The sequence below is a fragment of the Xanthomonas sp. Leaf148 genome (genome assembly GCF_001423585.1).
In the GTDB taxonomy this organism is placed as follows: Bacteria; Pseudomonadota; Gammaproteobacteria; order Xanthomonadales; family Xanthomonadaceae; genus Xanthomonas.
Genome location: NZ_LMOP01000011.1, coordinates 245,842 through 264,420, shown reverse-complemented (window position 1 = coordinate 264,420; position 18,579 = coordinate 245,842). Strand labels below are relative to the sequence as shown.

Below are 18,579 nucleotides of genomic sequence, written 5' to 3'. Positions count from 1 at the left end.
AGATGACCAAAGGGATGGGCGTACGCCCAAGGGCTTGATCAGCCCGCTATGTTACTACAGCGAGCAATTGGCTGCAGACGCGACCGTGCGCGACGCAGTATCTGCGCTGATTTCAGGTGTTTTTCTTGATTTTTTTGCAATTGCATCAACGGCAGCAACGCCTGCTCCGCGATGACAATGACGACGTTTTGATGCAGTGGCACTGCACGCTTGGAGCAGCCAACAAAACGCGTGTGCAGCCGCCAGGCAGGCACGGCATGTGCTCAGCGCGACATGTACGACTCGTACATTGCAATTCCTAGTGCGCCGTCTGCATCCACCGGACGACTGCTCACTGCATTTTTAGCCGCTCTCGGTTCGTTTGCGCGCGATGACGCGCGCGATCGGGGCAACCGCAACACATCCACCACAGCGCAGGCTGCAAGCGCAGCGCGCGTCAACCTGCGTCCAGCACCGCCAGCAAATCTTGCAGATCTTCACGGGTCTGCGGGCGCACCGCGCGGGCGACTTCTTCGCCATCGCGCAGCAGGATCACCGTCGGCCAGAGCTTGACCCGAAAGGAGCGACCCAACGGCCGCCCTTTTCCGCCTTCGAACTTGCGGTACGCCATGGCGTCATAACCACCCAGCAGTTTCTGCAACAACGGCTGCGCCGCGATGCAATGCCCGCACCAGTCGGTGCCGAATTCCAGTAGCTGCAGCCCGGCCTGCGCGTCCACCTCACTACGCTCCGGTGCCTGTGTGGCGTAATCGCGAACAAACCCCATCGACACTGTCTCCATGACCGTAAGTGACCGACACCCTACCGCACAGGCGACCGATCGCTGCGCAAGCTGCGTCCGGCAGCGCGGTGCACAAACACTACCCCACGATCCCGAACGCCGGCCGCGCGGGCCGAACGGCGCTCGGTTCGATCGTTGCGCTTACGATAATGCGCGCTGGATGTCTTCCAGCGGCAGATTGGTCAGGTCCTTGGCCAGATCGCCCACCAGGCGCTGCTGGGTTTCCTTGTGCAGCAACGGACGGATGCGGCCCAACGTGGTCGGGTCGGCCACCAGCACCAGGTGCATGTACTCGTGCTTCAGTGCGCCATCGTTCAACGCGTGCGACAGCTGTTTGGCGAAGGTCATTTCGTCCCGGTCTGCATCGGTGAGATCCTGCGGCGCCTTGCCGGCCGGGCCGTCGTCGTCGACGTTCTGCACATCGGTGCGCGCATGCTGGCGCAGCACCACCTTGGCTTCGTTGCCGGTATTGGTGAACCAACGCGCTTCGCCGCCGTCAGCCACTACCACCAAGGCACCCTGAGGAATTTGCAGGCTCATCCGATTTCTCCTGTTTCGATGATCGGTGCGGCATGTGCTGCACCCAGTCGGTCTCAACCTAGGCGAGAAGATGTAAGCGCCGTGCCTAGCCGGTGTCAGTGCCGCGTTAGCGTGGCGCGGCCAAGGTTGGCACCGGCAGCCCCAGATGTCGGCTGAAAAAGCGCGCGGTCACGCGCAGCACCTTCTGGCTTTCCGGCAGCGTGTCGGTGCGATGGAACCCGCGGCCCAACCCATCTCACACATGCGTGCCGGGCGTTGGCAGTCGCACACGTGCGCGGTGGCGCCACACCTTGCATCCCTGCTGAAAACGATCAGCGGCAGGGATGCACATGCACACGCAGTAGCGCACCCATCAGACGCGCGCTGTGCACGCGCATCGGCGCTCGGCGTTGGTGCGCCGTTCCCCGCACAGCGACTTCTGCGTCACCGGCACGCAGCGGAGCACTGCGTGCCAGCTGCTGTGCGCCACGCTCAGCCCAGATACGGCCGCTCGTTGGTAAACAGCAAGTTCCGTGCGCCGTCGCGCCATGCCTGCGGACAGCGCTGACCGAGCAACACCGCCGCCATCGCATACGCCACGCCGCGCCCGGTCAGGCTGACCCCCTTCAATGCCGCCTCGGCATCTTGCTGGCTGTTGCCGGCCTGCACGGCGGTAAAGAAATGCGAGATCGCCGTGGCGTCGTCGCCAAGATCGCGCAGGGTGGTGTCGCGCGCTGCCTGCACCGGCCAGCCCTGACGTGCGGCCAAGGCCCACGCAACCGGTGCGGTGAAATAATCGATCCCCGCCTCATCGCCGAGCGCGCGTGCCTGTTGCAGCAGTGCCGCGGTGGCGCCCTCCGATGCTGCCGCCAGCCGCACCAGCCTTGCCTGGACCTCGGGATCTGCCGCAGCGCCCGCCACCGCAGCGTCCAACTGGCCAGCGGCCAATGCGTGATAGCCCTGGTATGGCGTGTCCTGCGTGCCCTCGCCGCTTGCCAGCGCAAGCATCGAGGCCAGCGCTGGCGAGCGCTGCGCCATCGCCGCAAGATCCGGGGCCAGGCCACGGTAACGCTGCAGCCGCACCAGCTGCGGCACGATGTCATCGGCCATCGCCGGAACCTGTGCGACTTGTTCGTAAAGCGCCTGCGCTTCCGGCAAGCGGCCTTGTTCGGCATGCACGGCGGCGGCAGCGCGTTGCAGCCACGGATCGTTCGGCCAGCGCGCGTGCGCATCGAGGAAGGCCCGATCGCGCGCCGCCGGGTCGCTGCCGCAACGGATTGCCGCGTACTGCAATGCCGGCGCGTCGGGGCGGGCCAGGGCCATCGCCGTGTGCTGTTTGCAGACCTGAGCACGCTGCTCCGGGGTGGCGGTGTCCTGCTGGACGCGCAAGGCCACCACATCCAGCGGGTCGCGCTGCAGGCGCTCGGCCAGGATCGCCGGGACTGCCTGCGGCGCCGCGCGTTGTAGGCGATCCAGCCATTGCTCCAGATAGGCCGATTGCGCGCCATCCCAGCGTGCATGCGCCTGCATCAGCGCCAGATCCTGCGCAGGTGTCAGCTCGCCCAGCAGTTGGTGCGGTGGCCGATCGGACACCGCAGTCACCACATCGCGGTACTGGCTGCCCTTGCCGCTGACCGTTTGCGGCGGCTCGTTGAAGACCGCTTGCGCGGTGGTGCGTTCCCAGCGTGCGTTGTCGAGATGGCGTGTGCTGTCTTCTGCAGCCGCGCCATAGCTGGCGCGCCAGTGCAGCAGCAGCGCGGCGCCGGCCACGTTATAAGCGAACTGGCCGCCGTGCCCGCCGCTAGGCGCATCGAAGGTTTCGATCACCCCGCCTGCCGCAGAGCGCGTGCTGATGTGGTGGCTTGCCTGCTCTGCCAGCTGGAACACATGCCGACCGTTTGGCGGCAGCGAGGCGATCTGGTCGTCGATGCGCACCGTCACCGTCTGCTGCAAGCCGTTGTAGGCCACCACCTCGGCCAGGCCGACTGTGCCGCCGGCCCACAGCACCCCGGCCACGATGGACGCGGCCACCACAACGCGCGCAACGGAGGGAAACAGGCCATCGGCGGCCAGAAAGCGCTGCCACAGGTTTTGTTTGAGGTTGCGCTGGCGCTCCTCGCCCGGCAGACGCGCCGGATAGTCCGCAGGTGCCGCCGCCGGTGTGTCGCTGGTGGGCGCCGGCGCGCCGTGGCGCATCTGCTCGGCCACTGCATCTTCGGCGTGCAGCAACTGCTCCAGGCTGGCATCGCGCAGCTCGCCCAGCGCGCTCATGGTGACCTGCACCCAACCCTTGGCCGCATCCATCCACGGGTTGATGTTGTTTTCGTCGGCCTCGGACAGCCGGAACTCCGGCAGGCACTGCTGCCACTGTTGTTTGCCCAGGGCAGCGGCCAGCGGAGCATTCAAGCGCATGTGCGCGACCTGTTCGTACACCCGGCGCAGCACCCGTTGCAGTTCATTGCACGCGGCCACCAGCTGGCGCAGCTCCTTGGCCGACACCCGGCCATCGGCGATCACGCTGTGGAAGGTCTGCAGGTACAGCAGATGCGCATCGTCCAGATCGGCGAGGGTGTGGTCGGTGTAATGCAGCACGGCCAGGTAGCCACGCAGCAGCTCGGGCCAGCCGCCGCCGAGGGTGTTGGCTGCGGCCAGATGCACGCTGCGGCAGCGTCGGTCGTGGCCGCTGACCCGCGCACGCAACACCTGTAGTTCGTCATCGAGTGTTGCGATCACCGCAGGCAGCTGCGCGCGCGTCAGGCTGGTGCCTTTCCAGGTCACCACGCCGCCATTTGCACGCAGCCCGCCGTCCATCAAGGCCTGCAGGCTGGCGCGTTGCCGCTCGCGTTCGCGCAGTTGCTCGATGGCCTGGCCATCCTCAGGCAGGTACAACCCATCCAGCGCCTGCAGCAGATCGCCCTGCGGCAACGGATCGGCGTAGAGCTCGGCCACGGTTCGCGCAGCGCGGGTGCAGGAGCGGCCCAGATACAGGCCTTGATAGCGCCGCGATAACGACAGGGCCGCAAACTCGCGCTCCAGCGCGGCCAGCGACACCTCGATGTCCACACAGGTGGGCGCCTGCCCGTTGAACAAGCCGAGCGAGACCTGCTCGCGCAGCGCTTGTGCGTTGCGCAGCACGTCCATGGCCGGGCGGGCGTCGATCGGGCAGGCGATGTAGTGACGCTTGAGGTTTTCTTCGCGCGCTGCGCTGGGCGGATGGGTGGCCCACATCTGCGAGGGTTGTGCGATGTCGTTCTGAAACAGCCGGTACGCGTGCGCCGCATCCTCGGGCACCGCCGGTACCACGCCGTGGCCGGGGTCGTTCAAGACCACGCGCATGTGTTCGATGGTGCGCGACTGGATGGCGAACAGATCCTTGACCGGGCGGTCCTGCGCAAACTCGCGCCCGGCAAAGCGCAACGCGCGCTGCCAGCCGTCGTCGGCCGCTTCCAGCTTGTGCAGCGCGTGGACGAGGGCGTCGCTGCCGGTGAGCGAGGCGGCTACCAGATCGGCCTGGTATTCCATCTCGCGCGATAGCGCACGCTGCGCCAGCACCACGCCACGGAAGGCGATTTCGACCAACGAACGGATCGACCACACGATCAACGACAGGCCCCAGCCGATCCACGCCACGCGCAGGTCGATCCGCGACAGCGTCGCCAGCAGCTTGTCCAGGGCATCGCGCTTGCCCACGATATGCGCGGCGATCTGCTGGGCGATGTAGACCCAGCGGCCGACCGCCATCGTGCGTTGGGCGAAGTGGCCGAATTCGTGGGCAAGCACGGCCTTCAATTCGCCCAGGTTGAGCACATTGACCAGGCCCAGGCCGATATCCAGATTTTTGCGCGAGGGCAGCAGCAGGTTGAGCAGCGACAGGTCGTAAAACACGCCGGCGTTGACCTGCGCCGACAGGTAGACCTTGTGCGGACGCGGTGCACCGGCTTCGTCGGCCAACCGATGCAGGAACGCGAACAGCTCCGGTTGCTCGGCCGGGCGCAGTTCCAGCGCGCGCGTATCGCGTTCGGCACGCTTGTTGAACACCAATGCCTTGGCCATGAAGACGGCCAGAAACGCGGCGCCTACGGCCACCAACCACATCCACACGGCCTGCTCGCCGCCGGAGCCCTGCAGCAGCCCGGACGCCAGCCGATACGCCGTCCAACCGAACCACCCCAGCAATCCCAGATACACGGCGATGAAGCCGCCCAGCCCGAGCATGGCCAGCCAGGCATTGCGTCGGTATTTGCTGCTGGGTGCGGTGAGCCGTTCCGGCACTACCGCCGGGCCTTGCGGATAGAGCGATTCCATTCTTCTTCCCTGTAATGAGTAACCGGGCGCAACGCAGTCAATCGGCATCCCGGCCGGGTGATTCGATGTCCAGGTGCGATCTCCCCTCGCCCCGGACGCGCCAAAAATAACGGACTGCTGCTGCAAAATCCATGTGTGCCTGCGGGCGCCGCGCGCTGCCACGCGCGGCCCGCAGCAGCAACACGTGTCAGGCGGGCTGTGCGTCCCGTTCCGCCTGGAGCTGCTGCACCGCCTGCCTTGCCGAGCGGGTCAGCGGCGTGGGTAGCGCATCCAGGGCAAACCAGCCGATATCCAGCAGCACCTGCGGTTCGCGCAGCTCGGCGGTCTCACTGCCTTCGATCGCGGCCAGATACACCGGCGCCACCCAATGCTGCGGCGGGTCCATGTCCGGCTCGAAGTGGCTGACAACGCACAGCACGCGCTGCGGATGCACCTGCAGGCCGGTTTCTTCCAGCACCTCGCGCACCACGGTGGCCTCTACCGTTTCCATCCAGTCCACCTTGCCGCCGGGCAGTCCCCAATGCCCCTGCTCGGGCGCCCGCCCGCGCAACACCAGCAGCAAGTGGCCATCGGCGCGTTGGATGAAGGCACCGCAGCCAACGCGGGCACGCAGATCGGAATGGGGCATGAGCTGTCTCGTGAGCGGGCTGGTAATTGTCCCAGATGTGGCCGTACGGGTAACGCGTCACGCGCAGGTTGGCATTGTTCCGGTGTGGGTGACGTCCCCGTCCACCGCTCACGTCGTCCAGGTACAGCTCACCTGCGTCGCGCCTGGGCGTCAGCGCGTGCCTTGCCGCGCAGCGCCACCGCCGCCTGACACTGGGCGCAACGTCCCTCGCACGCGCTAGTGGCCAGGAACCGCTGCGCGCGCGCCGGCCGCAAATCCGTGGGTGCGTGCGGACCATGCAATCGCCCATCCGATTGCCAGCAACACTGCCATGGCGGTCGGAAAGCTCTGCGCTCCCCAATGCTCCAGCAGCACTCCGCCCAACACGCCACCGCCGGCGATGACGCTGTTCCAGGCCACGACATTAAGCGACAGCGCGACATCGGCGCCGTCGCCTGCGCTATCGGCAAGCGCGGTTTGCAACAGGGTCGCCGCACCGCCGAAGGTCAGCCCCCAGACCGCGACGCACGCATACACGACCGGCTGCACTCCCTGCAGCAAGGCCAGCACCACCGACACCCCAAAGAACGTCGCCAACGACACCAGCACGGTGCGGCGCAGATGCTGTTCCACCAACTTGCCGGCGATACCGATGCCCACCAGCGCCGCCATGCCGAAGGTCAGCAGCAGCACGTCCACGCGATGGCCCAGGCCTGCACGTGCGGCGAACGGTGCCACGTAGGTGTAGAGAATGTTGTGCGCCAGCATCCAGGCCATCACCGTGGCAAGCACCGGGCGGACGCCGGGCGTGCCGAGCACCTTGCGCAACGGCACCCGCTGCGTTGCAGTCTGGCCGGGGTAGTCCGGCACCTTGAGCAACACCCAGACGATCAGCGCGACCGTCAGTGCCGACATGGCCGCGAACGCGGTGCGCCAGCCGATCAGCCCGCCCATCCAGGTTCCCAGCGGCACGCCGAGCGACAGCGCAATCGGTGTGCCCACCATCGCAATCGCCATGGCCTTTCCCTGCTGTTCCGGTTGAACCATGCGCCGGGCGTACCCGGCAAGCAGGCTCCACGCCAGGCCCGCCGCTGCGCCAGCGAAGAACCGTGCCACCAGGGTCAGACCATAGTGGGTGGATAGCGCGGTGACGGAGTTGAACACCAGGAATCCGACGATGGTGAGCAACAGGACGCGACGACGACGCCAGTGCTGGGTGGCGATGGTCAACGGGATCGCCGCCAGCAGCGAGCCCACCGCATAGGCGGTCACGGTCTGCCCGGCGAGCGCGGGGGTCACTGCCAAGCCGTCGGAGATCTGCGGCAGCAAGCCAGCCGGCAGCGTTTCGGTCACGATGCAGATGAAGCCGGTCATGGCCAAGGCCAGCAGCGCGGCGATGGGTAGCGGAGCAGCACCGGCAGGTGCCGGCGAGGCAGTGGAAGAAGTCACAAGATGTCCTTGGTCATGAGCAATGAAATTCTTTATCTATGTATCGATCGATACATAAATGAGAAAAAAAGAGACCCGCTGCGCAGGCCTGTCGACATTGTCGTCTCGCGACGTCGCAAGATATGTATCGATAGATATAAATCTAGGTCGGTAGTCCTTGGTTGTCAATGACATATGTATCGAATAGTATTTATCTAAGCGGCGGAGCGCGTTATGGCACAGATGGGCAGACCACGGACCTTCGATCGGGATGTCGCGGTGGAGGAGGCACTGCATTTGTTCTGGGAACAGGGTTACGAGTCGACGTCGCTCAGCCAGCTCAAGGCTGCGATCGGCGGCGGGATCACCGCGCCCAGCTTTTATGCAGCGTTCGGTTCCAAGGAAGCGCTCTACAAAGAATGCATGGAGCGCTATCTGGCGACTTACGCGCAGGTCACCCACTGTTTGTGGGATGCATCGCTTGCGCCAAGACAGGCGCTGGAACTTGCCCTGCGGCGCTCGGCCAAGATGCAGTGCGAACGCGGGCATCCAAAGGGCTGCATGGTTGCCTTAGGGGTCATGAGCGCGCCATCCCCGGAACTGGCTGCGATCTCAACCCCGCTGACGCGGTCGCGCGCGCGGACACGTGCGGGCATCCGCGCCTGCGTGGAGCGGGCAATTGCCAGCGGAGAATTGGCAGCCGACCTCGATGCAGCCGCATTGACCTGCGTCTTCGACAGCTTCCTGCTTGGGCTTTCCACGCTCGCCAGGGATGGCGTGGGCTTCAAGCTGATGGATGCAGCCATCGCGCAGGTGCTGCAGCTTTGGGATCACAACAGCGCTGGATAGCCGATGCCTGGCAATCGTTCGGTGCGGCAGCGCGCATGCATCGCCCGCCGCGCCGCGTCCACGGCAGCGACAACACGTATCGCTTGATGGCGGCTCCCATCAGAGAACGGTGACACCGCATGGCGAGCGCTCATCAGCTTGGGATGGACGGTGTCGTGCCCCGACAGTGCTGCGCTCTGCTCACTGCCTCTGGTCGCTGACAGCGTTCTTCGCGCCTGCAAATCTTGCACGATCGATCCATCGGAAGAACTCACACCCCTCTGCGCTGACATCGTCTTAGCGTCGCATTGGCGAGGATGATCGCCCTCGGCGCTGTGTCGGCGCGCATCGGTTGGAGTTGTGCATGTCTCGTATCCTCGTCATCGGTGGCCACGGCAAGGTGGCACGTTTACTCACCCCACTGCTGTTGACCAGCGGGCACCACGTCACCGCGCTGTTCCGCAATCCCGAGCACGAAGGCGATGTCATTGCCGATGGCGCCACGCCGGTGGTGTTCGACATCGAACACGCCGACACCGACGCCATCGCCGCGCAGCTGGCCGGCCACGATGCGGTGGTGTGGTCGGCCGGTGCCGGTGGCGGCGATGCCGCGCGCACCTATGCGGTGGACCGCGATGCAGCCATCCGTTCGATGCATGCGGCCGAACAGGCTCGCGTGCGCCGCTACGTCATGGTGTCGTATCTCGGCGCCGGGCTGGAACACGGCATCGGCCCGGATGACGGGTTCTTTGCCTACGCGCAAGCCAAGGCCGCGGCCGACGCGCATCTGCGCAGCACCCATCTGGACTGGACCGTGCTCGGCCCCGGCCGGCTGACGCTTGATCCAGCGTCGGGCCGCATCACCCGCGACCCGGGCAGCGATGCCGACGGTGGCGTCTCGCGTGCCAACGTGGCTCAGGTGATCGCCGCAGCACTGGCAACGCCGGCCACCATCGGCAAGACCGTCGGCTTTATCGACGGGCAGACCCCGATCCAGGACGCCTTGTCGCAGCTGGACTGAACACCAGGCCTGTCGCAACCCGCTGCACGGGCGCAACACGACCAGGCCTAACGTTTTCCTAAACCCGGCCTCGGCATAGTCGCGGGCACACCCCACTGTGGAGTCCGCTGATGTCTGCGCCTCTAGCCCCGCGCCGTGCCGGCATCCTGCCGCCGTATCTGCTGGACCATATGGCACAGGCGGCGCCCGAACATGCACGCCATTGCGCGCAACTGTCCCGCCAGATCACCGCCCACCTGCGCCAGCAGCGCGCGCGTGGGCTGCTGGCACGCGGACAGGCCCTCGCAGCGGATGCCGCACCGGCCATGCAAGCGGTGCGGCGGCGCATCTACGATGCGCAACAGGGCACCGCATTGCCCGGCATCCTGGTCCGCGACGAGGGCGCTGCGGCCACCGATGATGTGGCAGTGACCGAGGCCTACGATGCTCTCGGTGCCACGCACGAGTTCTTCCAGACCGTCTACGGGCGCAATTCCATCGATGGCGCAGGCATGCCGTTGATCGGCAGCGTGCATTACGAGCGTAGCTACGACAACGCGTTCTGGGATGGCGAGCAGATGGTGTTCGGCGATGGCGATGGCGAGGTCTTCAACCGCTTCACCATCGCCATCGATGTGGTGGGCCATGAGCTCGCTCACGGCGTCACCGAACGCACCGCCAACCTGATCTACCAGGGGCAATCGGGCGCATTGAACGAATCGGTGTCGGATGTGTTCGGGGTGCTGATCAAGCAGTACACGTTGCACCAAACCGCAAGCGAGGCCGACTGGATCATCGGCGCAGGTCTGCTGATGCCTGGCATCAACGGAGTGGGACTGCGCTCGATGCGGGCGCCCGGCAGCGCGTACGATGACCCTGCACTGGGAAAAGACCCGCAACCGGCCACGATGGCCGACTACGTCAACACACAGGAGGACGATGGCGGCGTGCACTACAACTCCGGCATCCCCAATCACGCGTTCTATCGCGCTGCGGTCGCGATCGGTGGCGCTGCGTGGGAGACAACCGGCCGCATCTGGTACCGCACGGTCACCGGTGGCGAACTCGCCGCAACTGCGGATTTCGCCACCTTTGCCGCACGCACCGTCACTGTCGCCAGCACCGATTACGGCGCTGACAGTGCAGAGACACGCGCCGTGCAACAGGCCTGGCGCGACGTAGGCGTCCTCGCATGAGTCCACAGCGGCCGCCGGTGGAGTTGGGCGTGACGCTACGTCTTGCACGCGAGGGCGGTGTGGCGGCGTTCCCGGCCATGCGCCGCGAGCGGCAACTGCCAATGGATGCGTTGGACGATGCGCAGCGGCTGCACCTGCGCGCGTTGCTGGACCAATGCCTGGTGCATGCGTTGCCGCGCCCGCAGGCTGGTGGCGGCGACCGGCGCTATTTCAGCATCGCCTGGGACGGTGCCAGCGAACCGTTGCGCATTCCCGAAGAACACGCGCCGGCCGAAATCGTGCGGCTATGGAAGCAGGGCACGCTGTAGCGCGGTGTGCTGCACTGAGCGTGCGCTTGGTGCACCGCGCGCGTGCACATACCGCGCAAACGAAGACACCGTGCAGTGCACGGTGTCTGTCGAAGGTGGTCCAACTGCGGATGCCTGCACCCTTTAAGCTGCCTAGATGCTCTAGAACTGCACAGCTGGTGACGCATGGTGGGGATCGGTGCGTTAGCGCAACGTGCAGCGCAGGGGTCAGCTTGAAGACACGCCCATCATTGCTGCGCTGCAGCCATTGCTGCAGACACCGTCCAACGCCCTTACAGCAGCTGACACTGCGCACTGTGTGCACGCCCGCCTGCTGTTACGCACCCCAACAACACGATGCACGCGTGATCACTACCGGCGCGCAACGCCGGGTGCGCCGACGCTGCCACGCGCACTCGGATCCGGCGCGCTCAGTGCTCTGTCTGCGCCTCTACCAGATGCGCCAACAGCGTCAGCGAGTCCTGCCATCCCAGGTAGCAGGCGTAGAGCGGAATCTGCTCGGGGATGCCGTCCTGCACGATGTGCACATCGGTGCCGCAGGGCAGCGCGTGCAACTGCACGGTGGTCAACATGGTGCCCGGCAACGCCGGGTCGTCGAATACGTCGTTGTAGCGCAGCAAGGCGCTGGGCTGCAGCTCCAGGTACGTCCCGCCAAACGCGTGGCGCTGGCCATTGGCGAAGTTGGTAAACGCCATCCGGAAGGTACCGCCCACCTGCGCATCCAGATGCTCGACGGTGCCGGTGAAGCCGGCAGGCGGCAGCCACTTGACCAGCGCATCGGCATCGAGGAAGGCGCGGTAGATGCGCTCGGGGCTGGCACGTACGACACGGTGGAGCGTCACTGTGGACATCGGGCACTCGCTTGGCTGGCAGAAGACACCCATCATGCTACCGATCGATGACGCTGGAGTGCAGCTGCAGCACGGGTGAAGCAGGCGCTGGCGAGCGACGCGGCAGGCGCTGCGTGGCCCGCGATCGCACCGAATGCGTCGGGGATGGCGTGGCATGGCGCCTGCCAGGCCGCGCTTCTTGCCAGACATCCACGGTCACGCGGTGCACGCGCCACTGCACGCGACATTGCCGCCGCGCCCGCCATCGCCGATAGTCGCGGCATTCATCAGACAACGACCTATGATGCTCGCGATTGTGTTGCTGCTTATTGCCGGACTTGTCGCTGTGGCGATGATTGTCGGTGCCATCGTGTGGTGGATGCGCATGCGCCAGCACGCGCCCGAGGCCTCTGCCCCGGCAGCCGGTGGTTCCGCTGCGCCCGATGCGCCGGCCGCGCAAACCTCGATCGCACCGGCACCGATCGCGATGGACGAGCAAGCGCCGCCGCAGCCAGCGCCTGCCGCAGCGCAGCCCTTGCAGGCCGAGCCGCCGCCGATGCGTCCGCTCCTGCGCCGCATGTATGCCGCCGTGATGGCCAACCCGTCGCTGGCCGACGGCAGCCTGCCCAGCGACCCCGCACAGGTCGCCGTGCTGGAAGTGGCGACCGCCGCGCTCGACCATGTCGACCTGCGCCCGCAGCTGTTGCCACGTCGCCCGCATCTGCTGCCGCAGCTGATGCGCGCGGTCAACGACCCGGACGCGTCCGGGCGCGGTATCGCCGCCATCATCGCGCAAGACCCCGCGCTGTCGGCCAACCTGCTGCGCATCGCCAACAGTGCGCTATACCGCCCGCAAGGCGCTCCGCTGGAAAGCCTGGAGCGCGCGGTGGTGCACATCGGCACCGAGGGCGTGCGCCAGATCGTCGCCGCGGCGGTGATGCAACCGGTGTTGAGCCTGGATGGCGGCCTGCACTCGCGCCTGCCCGCGGCGGTGTGGGACTACGCGCTGCGCACTGCCACCGCAGCGGCCGCCTATATGCGCGAACGCGGCGGCGACACCTTGTCGGCGCAGCTGGCCGGCCTGCTGCAGGGCCTGGGCGCGGTGGTGATCCTGCGCGTGCTGCGCGACGCCTACGCCGAACGCCCCGGCCTGCCCTACAGCCTGGAAGTGGCTGCCGCCCTGGTCGAACGCCATACCGCCGCAGTGGCCAAGACCATCGCCACCACCTGGGAGTTGCCGGCGGTGCTGGGGACCGCACTGGACGAACAGCGCCCCGAGTACGACACCACCTTGCTGGCCACCAGCCTGGGGCGCGCCCTGCGCTACGGCCGCCTGGCCGCCGCGCTGGCCATGCTGGCCCGCTGCGGCGCCGAGCAGGAGGACCACGCCCTCAGCGTGCTAGCCACGCTGGAACCGGATGAAGAAGCAAACGCTGCGTTGTGGCAGCGGCTGGTGGCTGCCAGCGTGGAGTAGATCGGCAGCTGCCTGCCGTTGGCTCGCGCATCGCGTGCATTGGCCGTCATCCGCGCAAGCGTTGCGCTGCTGGCCTGCACCGCTGCGCCGACCGGCTGATCACGCCGCCAGGCTGGATGCATCTGCCGGACCCGCTCCCCGCTCAACGCGCATGGCATCGGCGCGCAGCCACACGAACAACCCGACCAACTGATCGACCGGGCGGTCTGCCGCCGCGCGCGACGCGCGGGAGCGATGTCGAGTCGGTCACAACGCGTTGCACCGGCGCTGGCCAGCGCAGTTTCCGCTTCGCTCGCCACGCTGTGGCTTCGCATCGCAGTCTCAGAGGCGGCCGGCAGGCTCCACAAGCTAAGCACCGGTCTGATCCGCTCGCTGCATCACGACCTTGGGATGACATGCCGGCTGCAACGCACGTGCGCAATGACCGTGCGCGGCGGGGTGCGTGTGATCGCCACACCCTCGCAGCGCCTCCCTCTGCCACAGGTGCACCATGTCCCAGCGCAATGCCGGTACCGTGCGACACCCGCTTGTCCTGCTGTTTGGTCTCTTGCTGGCTGTGCCGCTATGCGTTGGCGCGCAGCAGCAGGTGCAGGCGGCCAGTGCCAACACCCCGTATATCGATCGCATCGCCTATTCGGTTAAGGCCGACGCCGGGCTGGATGCAAGCGTCGCCAACGAGCGCTCTGCGTTGATGCATTACCTGTGGCGCGGCAAGCAGGACACCGTGGCCTACAGCGTACGCACCGGCCACCTGATTGCGCGCGACGCTGCCGGGCAGCCGCAAGCGACCTTGTCGTATGTGGCCTACACCGCGCCGGCACGCAACGGCAAACCGCGGCCGCTGACGTTTTTCTACAACGGCGGTCCCGGCGCATCGGCATCGCTGTTGCATCTGGCCTCGTTCGCACCCAAGCGCATGGCCACCGCAGCGCCCAGCTTCGGCAGCTGGCCCAATTACCCGATGGTGGACAATGCCGAGAGCCTGATCGCCAGCACCGACATGGTGTTTATCGATCCGCCGGGTACCGGCCTGTCGCAGGCGATCTTGCCCAACACCAATGCCAGCTTCTGGGGCAGCGATGCCGATGTGCGGGTGATGCGCGACTTCATCCAGCGCTATGTGCAGGTCAATCGCCGTGCCAATGCACCGCTGTATCTGTTCGGCGAATCCTATGGCACCACCCGCTCCGCCATGCTGGCGCTGGCGCTGGAATCGGCTGGGGTACGTTTGCGCGGCATCGTGCTGCAGTCGTCGATCCTGAACTACTACGCCGACACGATTGCGAGCGGTGGGCTGTATTACCCGGATTACGCAAAAGGCATGAAATACAGCGGCGACACCATCGGCGGCTATTTCCCCAGTTATGCCGCAGTTGCCGCGTATCACAAGCAGACCGAGGTCAGCGCAAGCGATGAGTTCTATGCGCTGCAGATGCGCGCGTTCGTCAGCGTGGTGCATGCGGAGTTTCAGCGCTATGGCCCCACCTGGGTGCTCAGTCAGTATGGGTTTCCAACCATCCTGGGCAAGCCGGTACAACCCGGTGCAGCGGTGCTGACGCGGTGGCGGCCACTATCCGGATTGACCACGCAGGCCTTGCAAGGCTACTTCTCGCTGGCCTCGTTCAATCAAGGTCTGCTGCCCGGCACTAGCATCGGCCGCTACGACGGGCGCGTCAGCCTGCCCAACAGCGACGGGCGACTGAAGAACGATAACGACCCGTCCAACATCCTGATCGAGCGCCCCCTGACCAACGCGCTGGCGCAGCAGTTCCGCACCTATCTGGGGTATAGCGCGCCCAACGCGACCTATACCTCGCTCAACATGGACATCATCAACGTCTGGGACTTCCGCCATGCAGGCCGGCTGCTGCCAGATACCCTGCCAGACCTGCTTGGCGCGCTGCGCCTGAATCCGGCGCTCAAGGTCTTTGCGGTCAGCGGTTATCACGATCTTGCAACGCCGTTCTACAGCAACGAAAAACAACTGGCGCGGCTACGCACTATTCGCAATCTCGATGCCGATGTGCAGGTGGCTACCTACGCGGGCGGCCACATGATCTATCTCGACGACAACTCGCGCCCCAAATTGCAGGCCGACCTCACCGCCTACTACGCCAACGCGCCGATCGCCGATGCCGTGCCGTTGGCCTTGCTGGATTCGCCATGGCCGGACAACCGCAACGTCAATGCTGCGACTGCTGCAACCGCAACGCCATGATCGCGCTCCGCTCATCCATCGCGAGGAACTCCTGATGCGCCTGCTCCGCTGCCTCCGTTACGCCACCGCCATGCTTGCCGTGGTGGCGACCACCGTCAGTGCGCAAGCGTTGCCGCCGCAACGCGTCGCGTCCATCACATCCAACGCCCGCCACGGAGGGATCGATGGCCCATTCATGCCCATCGCGCAGCTCGGCCTCGAAGCGGAGCGCACGGACAGCACCGGCGACACGCTGGAAGACCAGGCGCAACAGCGCATCACCAGCACGCTCGACGAGGGTGGTGCACTGGCGCATCGCGATGCGCTCACCAAGCAGCAGGCGCAAGCGCGCGGGCTGGGGTTTGTCGCCACGCACTTCGAGCAGATCGATCGCAGCGGCAGCGGTCGCGTCACGCTGCAGGACATCGAGGCGTACTTGCGCGATCAACGTCGCGACAAATGATGCAGACCACTGCAGCCACCAGTGAACACCGCCTATGCCATGGACGCATGGCTGCCGCAGGGTCGCGGCGCAGGCACTCGCAGCGCGAGCGAGTTCCTGCGCGCACACTCATCCCTGCGTGGAAATCAGTTCCTTCACCCGCGCTGTCAGCACGCTCACGCTGAAAGGTTTGGTCAGCACCGCCATGCCCGCTTCCAGGTGGCGGTCGTCCAGCAATGCGTTTTCGGCAAACCCGGTAATGAAGAGCACCTTGAGACCTGCGCGGTGGGCGCGGCCGGCATCGGCCATCTGACGGCCGTTCATGCCGCCGGGCAGGCCCACGTCGCTGATCAACAGATCGATGCGCGCGTCCGATTGCAGCAGCCCTAGGCCTGCCACGCTGTCGCCGGCTTCGATGACGGTGTAGCCCAACTCCTGCAGCACCTCGCCCAACAGCAGGCGGATGGACGGTTCGTCGTCGACGATCAGCACCGTCTCGCCGGCATCGGTGGGGGTGAGTTGCAGCGGGTGGGCATTGGCATCGGGCTGCGCTGCATCGCCCAGGTGACGCGGCAGATAGAGACACACACTGGAGCCCTTGCCCACTTCCGACTGGATCCGCACCTGCCCGCCGGATTGCTTGGCAAACCCATAGATCATCGACAGCCCCAGCCCGGTGCCTTCGCCTAGCGGCTTGGTGGTGAAGAACGGATCGAACGCGCGCGCCACCACGTCCGGCGGCATGCCGGTACCGGTGTCGCCGACGCAGAGCCACAGGTATGGGCCCTGCCGCATGCCCAGTTGCCGCGCCAGATCGTGGTCGATCCAGTGGTTGCCGGTCTCGATCCGCAGACAGCCGCCATTGGGCATGGCGTCGCGCGCGTTGATGCACAGATTGAGCAACGCATTTTCCAGCTGCGATGCGTCTACCAACGCAGGCCACAGTGCGGTGTTGGGCGTGTACTCCACATGGATGCCCGGGCCCACCGTGCGCTGCACCAGCTCCAGGATATCGACGATCAACTGGCTGACATTGGTCGGCTTGGGCAATAACGTCTGCCGCCGTGCAAACGCCAGCAAGCGGTGCGTCAAGGCCGACGCGCGGGTAGTGGCGCTCTGCGCGATGCCCAGATAGCGCGGTAGCTCGGGAAAACGCTGCTGCTCCATGCGCAGCGTCATCAACTCCAGTGCGCCGGAGATGCCGGCCAGCAGATTGTTGAAGTCGTGCGCCAGCCCGCCGGTGAGCTGACCCACCGCTTCCATCTTCTGCGATTGGCGCAGCGCTTCTTCGGCGACCATCAGCTCGCGCGTGCGCGCGGTGACGCGCTGTTCCAGCGTCTCGCTCAGCTCGCGCAACGCGGCCAATGCGCGGTCGCGCTCTTCGGACAAGGCGTGCCGCGCGTCGATGTCCAGCAACACGCCCGGAAACCGCAGCGGCGTGCCGTCGGGCGCATGTTCGACGCGGCCATTGGCCTCCAGCCAGTAGTAATTGCCGTCGCGACGCTTAACCCGGTACTGGTGCGCATAGGCGCCGCCACGTGCGGTCGCTTCGCTGATCGCCGCGCGCAGGCCGTCGCGATCGTCCGGATGCACCGTGGCGATGACCTGCTCCAACGGCAGGCCGGTGCGACTGATGGACGGATCGAAACCGAAGGTGTCGGCAAAGGCCTCGTCCACCGAAAACGCATCGGTGGGCAGGTCCCAGATCCAGGTGCCGATGATGGCGCCGGCCGCCAGCGCCAGCTGCACGCGCTCGGCATTGCGGCGCGCGACGGTCTCCGCTTCCAGCGCGCGATCGCGCTCGCTGGTGCGGCTCACCACTTCATGCACCAGATGCGTGTTCGCATTGCTCAGCATCGCGTTCTGAATCTCGCGATGGCGCTCGGCCGCCACTTGCGCGGTGGTTTCGATGGCGATGTTCAACAGCCCCACGATGCTGCCGTCTTCTCCGCGGATGGGCGAGGCGGTGGAATTCCAGTACGTGGTTTCGCGCACGCCGTTACGCACCATCGGCAACGAAACAACGCCCTGGCCGTAGCCGTCGCCGGTCCGCATCACCTGTGCAAAATCCTCGGCGATGGGCGCATAGGTTTCGCCCCAGACCTCGGCCACCGGTTGCCCCAGCGCGTGCGGATGGCGGTCGCCCAACGATTGCAGGTAGACATCGTTGTAGAACAGGCGCAGTTGCGGCCCCCACAGCACTGCGCCCAACAACTTGGCGTTGAGCATCATCGACAACGCCGAGCGCAGCGATTGCGGCCAGGTGTGCGGCTCGCCCAGCGGCGTGGCCGCCCAGTCGTGCGCCCGGATCACCGCGCCCATGACGCCACCGCCGGAGAGAAATTCCAGACCGCTCGGCTCGATGGCGGGGTGCGCTGTGCTCACGTGATGGCGGCCGTGCCTGGTTGGAAGTGGCCGCATTGTGGCATGCGCTCCTGCGCGGGATGTGCAGTGCCTGCGCGGCGTCGGCCGGGTGAGGCGGCCGGTGTCTGCGGTGGCGTGGACGCCGTGGTTGCCTGCGATTACCGCTGCGACATGGCGGCAGCTGACCAGGCCTGTCGTCACCCACACCGCCCCGACGCGACAACCAAAAAACACCGGGCCATCCCTAGATGGCCCGGTGTCGAGCGAGTCGCGGCATCCATTGCCGGGAAGGGTTGCCCC

General features: G+C 66.2%; 15 protein-coding genes, 1 other RNA gene and 1 pseudogene. 8 read left to right on the top strand and 9 right to left on the bottom strand.

The window, feature by feature from the left end; translation table 11 throughout:
- The first annotated feature begins 273 nt into the window (after positions 1–273).
- Positions 274–348: non-coding RNA, sX9 sRNA (locus ASF90_RS22720), on the top strand.
- An 88-nt stretch (positions 349–436) separates the two neighbouring features.
- On the opposite strand, the gene ASF90_RS16815 is transcribed toward ASF90_RS22720, so the two are convergent.
- The 6 genes and pseudogenes from ASF90_RS16815 to ASF90_RS16790 form a co-directional block, all read right to left on the bottom strand.
- Positions 437–766, bottom strand: a complete 330-nt coding sequence (locus tag ASF90_RS16815; RefSeq protein ID WP_055852819.1) for a thioredoxin family protein — start codon at positions 764–766, stop codon at positions 437–439.
- Between the two features lie 156 nt (positions 767–922).
- Positions 923–1,321 (bottom strand): host attachment family protein, encoded by a 399-nt coding sequence (locus ASF90_RS16810; protein WP_055852817.1) that lies wholly within the window; start codon positions 1,319–1,321, stop codon positions 923–925.
- A 106-nt stretch (positions 1,322–1,427) separates the two neighbouring features.
- A pseudogene (locus ASF90_RS24525) lies at positions 1,428–1,565 on the bottom strand (alpha/beta hydrolase); the annotation flags it as partial.
- A gap of 227 nt (positions 1,566–1,792) precedes the next feature.
- Positions 1,793–5,515 carry a M48 family metallopeptidase gene (locus ASF90_RS16800; protein ID WP_055852981.1) on the bottom strand — a complete coding sequence of 1,241 codons (3,723 nt, stop codon included), beginning with the start codon at positions 5,513–5,515 and terminating at the stop codon, positions 1,793–1,795.
- Between the two features lie 277 nt (positions 5,516–5,792).
- Positions 5,793–6,233, bottom strand: coding sequence for an NUDIX domain-containing protein (locus tag ASF90_RS16795; RefSeq protein ID WP_055852814.1), 441 nt, complete (start codon positions 6,231–6,233; stop codon positions 5,793–5,795).
- A 216-nt stretch (positions 6,234–6,449) separates the two neighbouring features.
- Positions 6,450–7,661 carry an MFS transporter gene (locus ASF90_RS16790; protein WP_055852812.1) on the bottom strand — a complete coding sequence of 404 codons (1,212 nt, stop codon included), beginning with the start codon at positions 7,659–7,661 and terminating at the stop codon, positions 6,450–6,452.
- 213 nt (positions 7,662–7,874) lie between these two features.
- Here ASF90_RS16790 and ASF90_RS16785 point away from each other — a divergent pair, with 213 nt between their 5' ends.
- Positions 7,875–8,489, top strand: a complete 615-nt coding sequence (locus ASF90_RS16785; protein ID WP_055852809.1) for a TetR/AcrR family transcriptional regulator — start codon at positions 7,875–7,877, stop codon at positions 8,487–8,489.
- On the opposite strand, the gene ASF90_RS23585 is transcribed toward ASF90_RS16785, so the two are convergent.
- Positions 8,471–8,743 carry a hypothetical protein gene (locus ASF90_RS23585; RefSeq protein ID WP_153066505.1) on the bottom strand — a complete coding sequence of 91 codons (273 nt, stop codon included), beginning with the start codon at positions 8,741–8,743 and terminating at the stop codon, positions 8,471–8,473. The two genes, ASF90_RS16785 and ASF90_RS23585, sit on opposite strands and share 19 nt — an antisense overlap.
- Before the next feature lie 89 nt (positions 8,744–8,832).
- Between ASF90_RS23585 and ASF90_RS16780 the strand changes: the two genes are divergently transcribed.
- The 3 genes from ASF90_RS16780 (at position 8,833) to ASF90_RS16770 (ending at position 10,972) form a co-directional block, all read left to right on the top strand.
- Entirely contained in the window at positions 8,833–9,489 is a 657-nt protein-coding gene (locus ASF90_RS16780) for an SDR family oxidoreductase (protein ID WP_055852806.1), read from the top strand.
- Between the two features lie 110 nt (positions 9,490–9,599).
- On the top strand, positions 9,600–10,664 hold the full coding sequence (locus ASF90_RS16775; RefSeq protein WP_055852803.1) for a M4 family metallopeptidase: 1,065 nt from the start codon (positions 9,600–9,602) through the stop codon (positions 10,662–10,664).
- Complete coding sequence (locus ASF90_RS16770) at positions 10,661–10,972, top strand: protealysin inhibitor emfourin (protein ID WP_055852801.1); 312 nt, start codon at positions 10,661–10,663, stop codon at positions 10,970–10,972. Before ASF90_RS16775 ends, ASF90_RS16770 begins: the two co-directional genes overlap by 4 nt.
- A gap of 410 nt (positions 10,973–11,382) precedes the next feature.
- Here ASF90_RS16770 and ASF90_RS16765 read toward each other — a convergent pair whose 3' ends face one another.
- Positions 11,383–11,859, bottom strand: coding sequence for an SRPBCC family protein (locus ASF90_RS16765; protein ID WP_055852798.1), 477 nt, complete (start codon positions 11,857–11,859; stop codon positions 11,383–11,385).
- A 244-nt stretch (positions 11,860–12,103) separates the two neighbouring features.
- On the opposite strand from ASF90_RS16765, the gene ASF90_RS16760 reads away from it, so the two are divergent.
- The 3 genes from ASF90_RS16760 to ASF90_RS16750 all read left to right on the top strand — a co-directional run bounded on the left by ASF90_RS16760 (position 12,104) and on the right by ASF90_RS16750 (position 15,936).
- Positions 12,104–13,276: an HDOD domain-containing protein gene (locus ASF90_RS16760; protein WP_055852797.1), complete on the top strand. Its 1,173-nt coding sequence runs from the start codon at positions 12,104–12,106 to the stop codon at positions 13,274–13,276.
- A 490-nt stretch (positions 13,277–13,766) separates the two neighbouring features.
- A complete protein-coding gene (locus tag ASF90_RS16755) occupies positions 13,767–15,494 on the top strand; it encodes a peptidase S10 (RefSeq protein ID WP_055852794.1) in 1,728 nt (575 codons plus the stop codon).
- 34 nt (positions 15,495–15,528) lie between these two features.
- Positions 15,529–15,936, top strand: a complete 408-nt coding sequence (locus ASF90_RS16750; protein ID WP_153066504.1) for a 2-oxoglutarate dehydrogenase — start codon at positions 15,529–15,531, stop codon at positions 15,934–15,936.
- A gap of 108 nt (positions 15,937–16,044) precedes the next feature.
- Here the strand turns inward: ASF90_RS16750 and ASF90_RS16745 are convergent, their stop codons facing one another.
- Positions 16,045–18,336, bottom strand: coding sequence for an ATP-binding protein (locus ASF90_RS16745; RefSeq protein WP_055852789.1), 2,292 nt, complete (start codon positions 18,334–18,336; stop codon positions 16,045–16,047).
- Between the last annotated feature and the right edge of the window lie 243 nt (positions 18,337–18,579).